Below are 12,861 nucleotides of genomic sequence, written 5' to 3' on the forward strand. Positions count from 1 at the left end.
TGCGGCCATCAATCATTTAAAAGTGTACACATCGGATAACGGTACCGCGTGGACGGAGTATACGCCGCAGATCAATACGGTCATGTCGCAAAATCAGTACGACTGGCATAAGGTGACCTACAGCGTGCCTGAATTTCCGTCGGGGACAAAATATATGAAGATCGTATGGCCCAGCATAACGGGTCAGCTCTATGCGCCGCAGGTTGGCAAGGTTGCGCTCGGGGCGCATGCAACCTGAAGTCGTGTGATAGGGTTTCAAACGTCACTTTTAGCCTATCTTGGCTAAGAGTGACGTTCGTTTTTTCGTACTGCTCCAAAAAAGTTTCGTAATGGTATTTTGCAAAACATAAAAAAAATGCTAACATATTTGGTGATCGCCTAAAAATTCGAACGATATTTCGTGTAGGGAGTTCAGGGAATGAAAAAAGTAACACTGCAGCATATTGCAGAACGGACCGGTTATTCCAAGTTTGCCGTATCGCGCGCTTTATCCGGGAAGGAAGGGATAAGCGCCGCTTCCCGCAAAAAGATAATCGATGAAGCAACCATGCTCGGTTACTTTAATCAAAAGAAGACGTCGAAAGTTCAAACGAACCCTTTGTCGTTCGGAAAGAGCGAAGAGACCGTTCAGAATAATTTTGTCGTTATTTTATTGACCAATGCGAGGGAACAGTCTCAATTATCTCCCTATTGGGGCAAAATTGTCGAAGGCGCATCCATGATGCTGGAGAAGAATAATCTGGAATTGATTGTCATAACGGAAAGTTCCGCTAACAGCTTTAGGCGGATAATTCATATGCCGGGGATGATGGGGCTGATCGGTATTGGCGAAGGAATTCCAACCTCGCTTCTATTGGAAACCAGAGGAAAGGGCTTCCCGATCGTGCTTGTCGACTATGAAGATCCACTTGTTCCGACGGATTGCATCTTTATGGCCAACTACGACGGAACCCGAAATTTAACGAATTACTTAATCGGAATTGGCCACCGTGAGATTCAATTTGTCGGCAATTTAAAATACTCAAGGAGCTTTTTTGATAGATGGTCGGGGTTTAAGGCGGCAATGGAAGAAAACGGGTTGTCTTTCCCGCAGGATAAGCAGCTACTAGAGCTGCAAAATATTTATTCTGTGTCGAGAAGAGAGTACTTGGTCAATTGGATTGAAAGCAAGCTTGCCGACAACGACGGAAAAGATATTGTTTGGCCGACGGCTTATATTTGCGCCAATGATTACATTGCACAAAGCCTGATAAGCGTCTTAGCGGAAAAGAAAATCTCTGTCCCGTCCGATTGTTCAGTTACAGGGTTTGACAACTTGAACGATTTTGCCAACGAGACCTCTACGTTGACCACAATCAACGTATTTAAAGAGTTTCTCGGGGAAAGGGCAGTCGAAGCGCTGCTGCGCAGAATCAACCATGGCGACAATCCGTTTGAAAAAATCCAAGTCTTCGGCGAGATGATTATTCGAGATTCAGTTGTATCCCGATATTGAATGGGCGAATATTTGAGAATAGCCGCTTTCGGCGACGTTGGCAGACGTTGTCGGAAGCGGCTTTATTCAATTGCAGGAAGTGAAAGGGGACTAAAGAGGACAAAAAAACGCCCCTCCAGCTGTTAGCCAATGTCTAACAATTTGAATACAGTTTAGTGCGGACAGTTTTGAATACGGAAATTTTTCATATATAATAACTTGAACCGAAGTTTTGTTAGGCTGCCAATGGCTACTAAAAATATAATCAATTGAGGTAAGCGTATGAATTTTTTGCGGGAGTTTTTTGCCAACAGTATAGTACGAAGAATCCTGTTTCTTTTACTTGTCGTTTTGTTGCTGTACAGCTTAAGAGACATGCTCAATTTACTGTTGCTGCTGTTTCTTGTTACCTTCGTCATGGGACGCCTGGAGGGCTTCATTACGAAGAAAATATCCAAGTTGTTTCCTATATCGCCTAATGTCGTTAATACGATATTGTATGCCGCATTAATATTTGGACTCGTATATGGAATTGTAAATTACATTCCAAAGCTTATTAGTCAAATTTCCGATTTATATTTTTCCATTATTAAATTCATAAATACACCTCAATCGGATGAAATGGCTGAGCTGGTCTCCACCACGCTTGGCAAGCTGGAATTAGAGCAATACGGCGGCCATGCATTAAATTATATTTTGAAGATTGGCAAATGGGCAGAGGTTATTGTATTTGTTATCGTATTGAGCTACTTCTATTTAATCCAGAAGCATACCGTCAATAATTTTACGGAAAAGTTGAGCAAAAGCAAAATCAGTTGGGCCTACAACGAGTTTAAATACTTTGGCCAAAAATTCACCTCTTCCTTCGGCAAAGTGATTGAGGTTCAGCTGATGATTGCCGTATTCAACACGGTTCTAACGATTGTCGGGCTGTGGATTATGGGCTACCCGTATTTGTTCGCTCTAATGATTATGGTATTTTTACTGAGCCTTGTGCCGGTAGTCGGCGTGATTATTTCCTTCATTCCGATCAGTATTATCGGTTACCAAATAGGCGGTACCTCAACGGTCATTTGGGCGATTGTCATGATTTTGCTTATTCACGCAGTGGAGACCTACTTCTTAAATCCTAAGTTGTACGCTCATAAAACAAAGCTGCCGATGTTCTACACCTTTATTATTCTCATTTTTTCCCAGCATTTCATGGGGATCTGGGGGCTTATTATCGGGATTCCGATCTTTATGTTCTTGCTTGATATTTTTGAAGTTGATCAAAGCAACGGTGAAGTATCAGAAAAGGAAGCGGCACGGCTTCCGGGAGAGGGCTCGAGCTCCAAGTAGCATATGTCCGGATATCTTAGTGCTGTGCTGGATGAGGGAACATCTGCATTGGATGAAAGCAGTGACAACGCATCAGGAAACGCCGGTTTGAACTGCGTAATGAAGCGAGTGCTATGGACCTTTTGTACGATAAATTGTACAGGAAGCAGCGTGTGAGGTAAGAAGTCGGCGGTTTTGTACGATATTTCGAGCAATAATCGGAATTCGAAGCCAAATGTCTTTACCGTTGTACGAAAAACCGTACAAATCCTGCAATTGGAAAAGTTAGGGTTGCCAAATTGTCCAGGTCTGGCATACAATAACGTCACAGGTAATGCGTAGTGGCGAAGCACGCCCCGTTATTCCTTCCGTTATGGAGGGAAAACGGGGCTTTTCTATTTTAATCGACCGACAAGGGGGGATTAATGTTGAGTTTTGAAGTTGAGCATGAAAAGTGGATACAGAAGCATTTGTCCAAGCGCCATGGCGAGCGGAAAGATGCGCTGAGAAGAGGACACGGATTTGGAAACCAATTGTTTGTGGAAAAAATCTGGTGGTTGCTTATGGGACATTTTAATGGTTTGCATCCGGAATACGAGGTTGGAGATTGGCGAGGGAGATCTTACTTTGTAGATTTAATGTGGGTCGTAGGCGGACAATATTTTGTTTTCGAGATTATGGATTATGGCACGCATGGCACAGATCGGACCAAGTATCGTATGGACTTGAATCGCGCTCTGTTTTTGCAATCGCAAGGATTTCATTATATCGAGATTTCTTTGGATGAATTGAAGGAGAATCCGAATTTTGTATTGGCCATGCTACGAAGTGTATTGGCGCCTTATTTAGCAGCAGCTACTGTGCAGGGAAGAGATACGAATAAATACGGCAAAATAGAGCGACAACTGATGCGGCTAGCTATTCGTCACCAGCGAGCGGTTCTTCCTTCGAAAGCTGCGCGAGAGCTCGAATTAAATAAGGAAACCGTCATCAAGTATTGCCGCAGTCTTGTAGATAAAGGGAAGTTTCGGGCGATACCGTCAGGAGCCTCAGGTAAAATCTATCGGTACGAATATTTGGGTTCGACACAGAGTCCGGACTTGGTTTAGGGTAGCGTGATTGATTTTGTACTGAATGTCGTACAAAAGATCGGATAAAGCGAGTGTCTTGAGCTTTTTTGTACGATACATCGTACAGGAAGCAGCGTTCGGGGGAAGAAGTCGTCGGTTTTGTACGATATTTCGAGCAATATTCGGAATCACAGAGTCCAACACTACTACTGAATTACGACTTTCGGATAGTATCGTCACCCTTCCCGACAATGATATCGTAATATTGATCATGACCGGGAAGGGTGAGAGACTTGCGGAGAGTGAGATTCAATAAAGTTATCCTCTGGGCGTCTATTTTCCTGATGCTGTTCAGCATGTTCCCACCATATGTTGCCGAAGCTGCGGTAAACGACAGCCAGGGTAAAGTTCAAACGGTTACGTTCAAGGACATTCAGTCTCATTGGGCGTACAAGGATATTATGGAGCTTGCGGCCCAAAACATGGTATCGGGCTTCGAGGATGGAACCTTTCGGCCGAATGGCGATGTAACGCGGGAACAGTTTTTGAAAATACTTATTGATTTAAGAAAGCTTCCGACGGGTTCCAGAGAGGTTCCTTTTCGCGATATAGAGCAGAAACGTTGGTCCGCCCCCTACATCGCTGCGGGAGTAAAGCAGGGCATTCTGATCGTCGAGGAATACTCGGACGGCTTCAAGCCGAGCCTGCCGATTACGCGTAGCGAGATGGCGATCTGGATTGTGAGAGCGCTTCAGCTTGCGCCGCAGACGGAAGAGAAGATGCTCGGCGAGTTGAAGGACCAGGGAGAGCTCAAGAGCCATCGCGATTTGATCGAAGCGGCGCTGCGGACGGGAATTATTAGAGGTTATCCGGATGGTACGTTCAAAGGCGGCAACAAATCCACCCGAGCTGAAGCAGCCACGATGGCCGTGCGCGCGCTTCATTATTCGCCGGAGCAACCGTCATCGTCATCGTCGAATTCGGGAGATACGCGTAAAATCGTCGAATACTTGCCGGAAGTGAAGATGAGCAAAAGCAAACAGTATGCGAAAAAAGATGACATTACATGGGTCATTCACGATCCGGATTTGATATTAAACGTTGGCGATGTATTCGTCCTGCCTCCGAATGATGAATTTTTCGGCGGTATTGCGAAGAAGGTCGTGTCCGTTCGCAAGGAGAATGGCGAGCTAGTCGTGACGACGTCCGTTCCGAAAGTTCGAGAGGTTTTCTCCAAGCTGGATGTGCATACGACCGAAGCGATTGATCCGAGGTTACTGACCCCGGCCGATCCTTCGATTCAAATTATTACGAACGTACCGGATTCAACTGCGAAGCTTGCTTCCGCACAGGATGTGGCGCTTAAGCTGCCCTGCTTTATGATCAAGATGGATAATGTGAGCTACGATGGATTTGCCATGGATGCGCGGATGAACTTTTGCAACTTGGGCGTCGATGCGGATATCGGGCTTGATGTGGATGTAGATTGGTTTGATGTGGATCTGGATTTCTATGCAAAATTGGTATTAACCGGGGACGTCACAACGAACGTGAATGTAAGAGCGAACAAAGCGATAACCAAGCCCGTGTACATTCCTTTGACGACTCCGTACTATGTACCTGTCTTTACGGGCGTGTTTATTAAAGGGCAGCTCTTTTTGAAGATTGAGCCTGACTTCAAAGCTTCGCTCGAAATCAAATTCGAAGATCGCTTTCATCTGGAGCAAGGCTTCTCCTTATCGTCGAGCAAAGGCTTCCAACCGATCAACAAGACGACGAACACGGCAACGCTTGATGTGAATTCCAAGTTGAATGCCAGTCTTGCCGCAGGTCCGGATGTGCAATTGACGCTGACCCTATTAGATATTGCTTATGCCGGTCTCGAGCTGTATCCGGGAATCAAGGCAGGCTTCTATCGCTATTATGAACAAGGGCGATGCGATGAAATCCGGGTGGACGCCTTTCTCAAGCTGGATGTGATCGCAGGTTATGATGTGTGGGTAGCCAAAGGGAAACTCAGTAAAACATTGATCAACTTAAACTATCCGTTATTTGAACATGAGCTGCTCTGTCCTCCGCCGCCGGCACCTGGGAATTTGAAGGCCCAGCTCATACGTGAAATCTTTTATCCGCCGCAGTTGGCCATAACGATCACCGATCGCATCAACGTTCAGCTAAATTGGAGTGCCGCCAAAGATGCAACGAGCTACATGGTGAAGCGCGGAGATGCTCCGGGAGGTCCGTTCAAGACTGTGCGTTCCAACGTTAAGGCTGTCACTTATACGGACACCTCAACTGCAAGGGGCAAAACGTACTATTATCAAGTTGTTGCTGTGAATCAACATGGCGAGGGAGCAACCCAGGTGTTGCCGGTTAAGATCGTCGATCTACCGTCGCCGCGGCCTACCGGTCTGAAGGCAAAAAGAGACGGGGCGGGGGTTGCGCTCCAGTGGGATCGACTGGATGGAATGCGTTTTGCGGACAATAGCGGCGGCCCGCTGGGACTTCAAATGGAACACAACGGGATTACGTATAACGTGAGGCGAAGCGATAAGGTAAATGGCGGGTTGATGATACTTGCTAAGAACCTGACGGATGCCAAGTTCACGGATACGACCGCCCAATGGAATGAGAGCTATCTCTACGTTGTCACGGCTGTAGATTCTAATGGGGAGAGCGGTCTGAGCAACTGGGCCTGGGTGGATAAAGGTAAGCTGACGGATCTTGACTTGCGAATCAACCCGGATATCCTCATTAGGGAAATACCGGAGTCCATCCAACTGATTAAACCGCCTGCTCCCGACAACTTCATCGCGGAACCGTATAGCGGTAAAGTTGTCCTAAATTGGAGTCAGGTGCAGGGCGCGACAGGTTATTATGTAAAGCGTGCAAATGCATCAGACGGGGTTTATGAAACGATGGGTTCTGTAGTTAGCGGCACGACGTTCACAGACACAGTGGTTGAAAATGGCAGAACGTACTACTACAAGGTGACAGCGGTGAATAACCTGGATTTTGAAAGTAAGGATTCCCGGGTTCAGGCGGCTAAACCGGAGAAGACCGGAATTCGCGATATCATTACGCCGATCAACCCGAATGTCGTCATTCCGATTAACCCGAATCTGGTACTTCTCGCCGCACCGGGAAATTTCCAGGCGGATACCGAGCCGAGCAGCGGGAGGGTGATGCTGAGCTGGAGCGCGGTTAGCAGCGCGGCAGGCTACAATGTGTGGCGCTCGGACGCTGCGAACGGCACATTCGTGACGATCGGCGCAAAGGTTAGCGGTACGACGTTTACGGATACGACTGCCGCTATCGGTCAGACGCACTACTATAAGGTTACGGCAGTGGATAACAAAGGCAACGAGAGTCTCGCTACGCCTGTCAGGTCGGCGATTCCTACGCGCGGGATCAGGTAGAAGCTTTAGAACAATGCCGCTCTTCCCATGGATGGGGGAGCGGCATTGTTTTGGGTGCACGTAAACGGAGGAAGGGACGCTTAGGGAGGATCGAAATCCCCCTTCGGCAAGAATAAGTCACTTTATATTGATATTGATTATCAATATCAATATAAAGTAAAATTAAATCAGACGATGTACGATTTAGGAGTAATTGGGGCGGAGTAAAATGAAAATAGATATTAATAAACTTGCCGAGCATTTTGCGTATACCTCTTTTCGGGTAGAACAAGTTAGCCAATATGGACATGACCCTGGAAAGCACTGCGACGGCTATACGGAATCATTTCCCGGTTTTGTATTTCCACTAAAAGGGAAAGCGGAATTTGTGTTTAACGAAACGCCTTATCTACTAGCTCCAGGAAATGTGGTTCATGGCGGAGCGAATATGAAATTGAATAGAAAGGTCATCGGCGATAGCAGGTGGGAGTATCTTCTTGTGCATTATCGGATCTGCGCTCCCGAACGAACAAGCTATTCTCTCACCAAAACGCATTTTCAGCTTTCGCCGGGCCCAAGTCTCCGTCTGACGGAACTGCTTAAGCTTCTGCGGCGATTATCCCGTCAGCCAGGAGGCGTTACGGCTTTTCAGACAGAGACCCTATTCCGCTGCGTGCTTGAGGAGCTATTCGTTTCCGTCCGGAACCAGAGCAACGACGGCGATCAAGCGTTATTCAGGCAAATCTCGAATTACATTCACGAGCATTATATGGATGCGCTGACCGTACGCGCATTAGCGGAGCAAAATGATATCAATGAAAACAGATTGTTTTATGTGTTTAAGAAGTATACGGGCATGGGACCGGGCAGTTACTTGATTACTTATCGTCTTAATCAGGCCAGGGACTGCTTGTCGACTACCGAGGCGCCAATAGGCGAGGTGGCCGCCAGTGTTGGTTATGCCGACGCCTTGTATTTCAGTCGCCTGTTTAAAAAACAGTTCGGCGTCTCCCCAATCCAATTCAGAAGTCATTTCAGGAATAATCCATACGGCTTTCAGGATGGCTCCATTCACATCTAAAAACTGCAATGCTAAACTTGCCGTAGCCTAGGACATACAAGGCAAAACATAGCGTAATCGGAGGAGTTTAGCATGAAAAAAATGATGGGACTGATCGTCTCCATTGCACTTTTAGCTGGGATGTTAGTTGGATGCACCGAAACGCCCAAGGCTGGTAGCTCGGGATCAACGAATCCTGCATCATCCGAAACGGGGAGCCCCAAATCCGCAAATAGCGAGCCGGAGGCTAAAGAGTGGCCCAGAACTTATGTGGATGCGTTAGGCCGCCAAGTCGTTTTAGAGAAGAAGCCTGAAAGGATTGCCCTTCTATTTTTCCGTAATTTTGAGCATCTGTTTTTGCTTGGCGAATCTCCCATAGCCGCTACGGATATCAACGTGTTGGAAGAGTGGGAGTCTTTGGCGCCATATAAGAACAATGAAATTGCCGATCTCGGTTCAATAGCCAATCCCAATATAGAAAAATTGCTTGCGCTTGATCCGGATTTGATTATTGCGGTCTCAAGCCGATATGAGAGCTACGGAGGGAAGTTGGATCAAATAGCCCCTGTCGTTACTGTCGACAGCAATGAAAACAACTGGCAAGGGGCCTTGCGGGAATACGGGAAAATTCTAGGGAAAGAACGGAAGGCAGAGGATGAAATTGCGCGGCTTGAAAATTACATCGTAGAATCAAGTGCTCAGCTTGAGGCATACCGCGACAAAACATTTAGCGTTACGATGCTGGCGGATAACCAGTATTGGGCCTTTACTACACAATTTATTTTCGACAAGGACAATGGTCTTGGTTTGAATCCTCCAAACCAGTATGTCGATATGTCAAGCAAAGGCGAACAGATTTCACTGGAAAGGCTGACGGTCATAGATCCCGATTATATGTTTGTCGCTGATCTTGGCGGATCTTCCGAGAAATTAAAGGGGTATTTGCAAGAATTGGAGAAGGATGCGGTATGGAATTCCTTACAGTCTGTCAAGAACAACCATATGTTCCCTCTAGACAGTTCGATTGCGGCCGGAGGTCCGTTAGCAATTGAACTGGGGGTCAAAACCATCGTTGAAAATGTTCTATCTCAATAAAACTGCTATACGACGGCTCGCTGCAAACGAGGGATTCATATAGTGAAGCGCGAGCCAACGTGACGATCATAGAAACCGGTCCCTGGAGTACAGGACCGGTTTTAATTTATTCAGTTTGAAGGTCAAGGGTCATTTGGCAGCGACGAAGATCGGGAAGTAGCGGTTAGTAAATATAGAAGACGAGCCCTTTGCCCTCGGCTGCGGTTTGGCTGTAGAAGCGCCGGATTTCATTAAAATACTGGAGCATAAAAGCAAAGAACGGCTCCTCGTCCTCATCCGAAACCATGCCATCTTCAAGCGGATAAACCTCTTCCTTGACCATGGTTTTGAAATCATACCGCAAACGAAGCTGCGCTTCATCCAGCTCAGCTATAGCCTGATGCGCTGCAGCAACTTGATCGGCGCGCAAGGGAAACGCTCCGAATGAGCCGAAATCGACGCTTTTGTCCGACGACAGCGGAACGACATAGCCAAGAGGAGGCTCTCCATCGGCAATATCTCCACAGAGCAAGTAGTGGATCGCTTCCCAAGTTCTATCAATGCTCAGTCCCGGATAGTTGTCTATTTTCAAGCTCTTCAAGGCGATGTCGCCTGCAGCGATCTGCTGCACAAGCTTGTCCTCCAATGCAAAGTAATACCCTCTTATTGCCATCTTATCTGCCTTCCTTCCCTAATTAGATCATGCACTATCTAACTGTAGCATCCTGAAATTGGGTGTTTCAAGGAACGTTAGACGTAGGTATATTAACTCTTGTTTTTATACTCCAATCAATGGTAAAATAATACAGGAACATACGTTCTTTTTTGTGTATCTCGTTAAGGAGCCGATGCGTACATGATTCAATTGACGAACCGCCAGGCGCGGCAATTTCTGCTATTGAAGCACGGGCTGTTGGGTGAATATCGATTTACCGGAAAGCAGGGAGTATTGGATTATATACGGCAAGTCGGCTGCATTCAATTCGATCCTATCGATGTTTGCGGAAAAAACGCCGAGCTGGTGCTGCAGTCGCGAATCAAAGGATTTACCAAGAGCATGCTCGACGAGTTGCTATATACAGATCGATTGCTTGTCGATTATCCCGACAAGAATCTGGCTATTATCCCTGTCGAGGAATGGCCGTATTTTGAACGGTACAGGCAGGCCGCAAGGCGACATGCCGAGCGCTATCCCGAAATGGAAGATTTGACGGAGCAAGTGCGAGCTCACATTCAAAATCATGGCGCGCTAAGCTCGGACGATCTCAAATTAGAGGGGAATTTCGCTTGGCAATCGGCGATTCATTGGAGCAGCGGAAACAATTCAACGAGGTCGGTGCTGGAGCAGATGTACTCGACGGGCGAGTTAATCATCCAGCGCAAAAAAGGAACGCGCAAATATTACGATATCGCCGGGAAATACATACAGCCTAATCTGCTGAATGCTCCGGAGCCGCTGACGGATGAGCTTGAGCATCATAAGTGGCGGGTACTGCGTCGTATCGGCGCTGTTGGCTTGTTGTGGAATCGCGCATCCGACGCGTGGTTGAACATATGGGGATTGAAATCGGGGCAGCGCAACGAGGTTTTCCGCCAGCTGCTGCACGAGGGCCGCATTGTTGCTGTTGCCGTAGAGCAAATGAAGGATAGGCTTTATTGCCGAGCAGAGGATCTGCCCCTTGTTGAAGCCGTCCTGCAAAATCCGGCGCCGAAATTGCGCTGTGAGCTGATTGCCCCGCTAGATAACCTGATATGGGACAGAAAGCTGATCAACGAACTGTTTGGCTTCGATTACACCTGGGAGATTTACACGCCCGCATTGAAACGGAAATTCGGCTATTACGTGCTGCCTCTATTGTACGGAGAAAGCTTTATCGGACGAGCCGAAGTCATCGCAGAGCGAAAAACCGGGACTCTCGCTGTGAAAAACATTTGGTACGAGAACGGCATAAAGCCAACAAAGTCATTTCGAGCAGCCCTGAACGATTGTTTTCAAAATTTTGCGCTATTCAACGGATGCAAGACGATATGGACAGAGTCCATGAATGAATAAGGATGATGCCCTGCCGGGAACCATGTAACTTGGCTCCATTGATTCCAAACCTGCGTAAATCGCGGGTTTTTTAATTTTTATGTGTATATATTTTCCAGGTTTCATGCTGATATGTCCGTATAGACCAATTAGATGTCTTGATTGTCCTGTTGATGGGGAGGAGATGCGCTTATAATGAAAAACAAGTTGTAAGATCGTTCGTCCGGTTCCTGTCCGCGAGCGACGTGACTTGCAGTCAACATTATGATCATGCGGGAGGTTTACTAATTATGATAAATGAATGAGATCTTTTTGTAAGCGCTACCAGTTTGAGAATGCTGTTTAATCGCTATAAAGATGAAAGAGAATTATAGCGGCATGGAGGACCTAATCTTGTTTGAGAAGAGCTCAGTCTTCACGGCCTCGGAACATAATGTACGGGAGGCATTTCCTTTCGCTATTACGCATTGGATTCATGATGCCCATAAAGAAATTCTTTGGCATAGCCATGAATTCATCGAGATCGCCTTCATCGTAGACGGTTCCGCCTCGCACGTGTTCCAGGCGCCGAATTCGAAGAAATTCGAAAGCAGGGTGAGCAAAGGGGACATTTTCATCATAAATCCCGGAGAAATGCACACCTACAAGATGTTAAAAGACGAACAAATCGAAGTCATTAATGTGTTGTTCTATTCCAATATCGTGGATTGGACTCTCATCAGAGACGCCGAAGAAATGGAATTAATGGATTTCTTCTATGTTCAGCCCTTCCTGCCTCCCGAAGCTAGATTCGGAAACATACTTAGGCTGAACAAGGAAGAGGCGGTACTTGCCCGTCAAATGGTAGAAAACCTGGTTTATGAGTATAAAAACAAAAAAGCCAATTACAAATTGCTCATCAAACTGATTATGACCCAATTAATCGTCGTTCTAAGCCGGATGTTTGCTGAACAAATGAATGTATATAGTTCACTAGGGTTAGTGAAAGCGCTTAAAGTGGAGAATATTCACCGGGTATTGGGTTATCTGGAACGTCATTATTCCGAAAATATCACGTTGGAGCAATTGGCGAAAATCTCTATAAGCAGCGAAAGGCAAATGACCAGAATATTTAAGAACATAACGGGCGAGACGATATTCGGTTATTTGCACAAGCTTCGGATAGAAAAGGCTAAGAGCCTGCTGCTCGTTACGGACAATAAAATATCGGATATTTGTACCGCGGTGGGATTTAACGACATCAGCTTCTTTAACAAGGTTTTCAAGAAAATCGTCGGCGTCAGCCCCAAAGATTATCGCACTTCGGAAGCGCAAGCAGGGGGCATTAAAAATGAATTTATCGGCACATTGGATATCGAGAGACAGGGAGGTGATGGAGTGGTCTGAACCTTCAAGCATTTTAACGGTGCTTTAGTACGAATTGCATTCGGTCT

General features: G+C 46.5%; 10 protein-coding genes. 9 read left to right on the forward strand and 1 reads right to left on the reverse strand.

The window, feature by feature from the left end; genetic code table 11:
- The 7 genes from DFP98_RS39070 to DFP98_RS14865 all read left to right on the forward strand — a co-directional run.
- The coding region (locus DFP98_RS39070; protein ID WP_181917704.1) for a hypothetical protein at positions 1-238 on the forward strand (238 nt) is incomplete at its 5' end.
- Positions 239-418: 180 nt separating this feature from the next.
- A complete protein-coding gene (locus tag DFP98_RS14840; RefSeq protein WP_116061389.1) occupies positions 419-1,495 on the forward strand; it encodes a LacI family DNA-binding transcriptional regulator in 1,077 nt (358 codons plus the stop codon).
- A 261-nt stretch (positions 1,496-1,756) separates the two neighbouring features.
- A complete protein-coding gene (locus DFP98_RS14845) occupies positions 1,757-2,815 on the forward strand; it encodes an AI-2E family transporter (protein WP_116061390.1) in 1,059 nt (352 codons plus the stop codon).
- Between the two features lie 404 nt (positions 2,816-3,219).
- Entirely contained in the window at positions 3,220-3,903 is a 684-nt protein-coding gene (locus tag DFP98_RS14850; RefSeq protein WP_246016538.1) for a hypothetical protein, read from the forward strand.
- Positions 3,904-4,166: 263 nt separating this feature from the next.
- Positions 4,167-7,283 (forward strand): S-layer homology domain-containing protein, encoded by a 3,117-nt coding sequence (locus tag DFP98_RS14855; protein ID WP_116061391.1) that lies wholly within the window; start codon positions 4,167-4,169, stop codon positions 7,281-7,283.
- Positions 7,284-7,491: 208 nt separating this feature from the next.
- Positions 7,492-8,343 carry a helix-turn-helix domain-containing protein gene (locus tag DFP98_RS14860; protein WP_181917705.1) on the forward strand — a complete coding sequence of 284 codons (852 nt, stop codon included), beginning with the start codon at positions 7,492-7,494 and terminating at the stop codon, positions 8,341-8,343.
- A gap of 72 nt (positions 8,344-8,415) precedes the next feature.
- Positions 8,416-9,417, forward strand: coding sequence for an ABC transporter substrate-binding protein (locus DFP98_RS14865; protein WP_116061392.1), 1,002 nt, complete (start codon positions 8,416-8,418; stop codon positions 9,415-9,417).
- 163 nt (positions 9,418-9,580) lie between these two features.
- Here the strand turns inward: DFP98_RS14865 and DFP98_RS14870 are convergent, their stop codons facing one another.
- Positions 9,581-10,069: a YfbM family protein gene (locus DFP98_RS14870; protein ID WP_116061393.1), complete on the reverse strand. Its 489-nt coding sequence runs from the start codon at positions 10,067-10,069 to the stop codon at positions 9,581-9,583.
- 183 nt (positions 10,070-10,252) lie between these two features.
- Here DFP98_RS14870 and DFP98_RS14875 point away from each other — a divergent pair, with 183 nt between their 5' ends.
- Positions 10,253-11,449 (forward strand): winged helix-turn-helix domain-containing protein, encoded by a 1,197-nt coding sequence (locus DFP98_RS14875; RefSeq protein ID WP_116061394.1) that lies wholly within the window; start codon positions 10,253-10,255, stop codon positions 11,447-11,449.
- 357 nt (positions 11,450-11,806) lie between these two features.
- Entirely contained in the window at positions 11,807-12,814 is a 1,008-nt protein-coding gene (locus DFP98_RS14880; RefSeq protein WP_246016539.1) for an AraC family transcriptional regulator, read from the forward strand.
- The last annotated feature ends 47 nt before the right edge of the window (positions 12,815-12,861 follow it).

The organism is Cohnella phaseoli (genome assembly GCF_003386235.1).
In the GTDB taxonomy this organism is placed as follows: Bacteria; Bacillota; Bacilli; order Paenibacillales; family Paenibacillaceae; genus Cohnella; species Cohnella phaseoli.

Bases quoted from the DNA above. Each gene is read 5' to 3' on its own strand.
- DFP98_RS14865 (WP_116061392.1), top strand. From the start codon at position 8,416: ATGAAAAAAATGATGGGACTGATCGTCTCCATTGCACTTTTAGCTGGG.
- DFP98_RS14845 (WP_116061390.1), top strand. From the start codon at position 1,757: ATGAATTTTTTGCGGGAGTTTTTTGCCAACAGTATAGTACGAAGAATC.
- DFP98_RS14840 (WP_116061389.1), top strand. From the start codon at position 419: ATGAAAAAAGTAACACTGCAGCATATTGCAGAACGGACCGGTTATTCC.
- DFP98_RS14870 (WP_116061393.1), bottom strand. From the start codon at position 10,069: ATGGCAATAAGAGGGTATTACTTTGCATTGGAGGACAAGCTTGTGCAG.
- DFP98_RS14880 (WP_246016539.1), top strand. From the start codon at position 11,807: ATGGAGGACCTAATCTTGTTTGAGAAGAGCTCAGTCTTCACGGCCTCG.
- DFP98_RS14850 (WP_246016538.1), top strand. From the start codon at position 3,220: ATGTTGAGTTTTGAAGTTGAGCATGAAAAGTGGATACAGAAGCATTTG.
- DFP98_RS14875 (WP_116061394.1), top strand. From the start codon at position 10,253: ATGATTCAATTGACGAACCGCCAGGCGCGGCAATTTCTGCTATTGAAG.
- DFP98_RS14860 (WP_181917705.1), top strand. From the start codon at position 7,492: ATGAAAATAGATATTAATAAACTTGCCGAGCATTTTGCGTATACCTCT.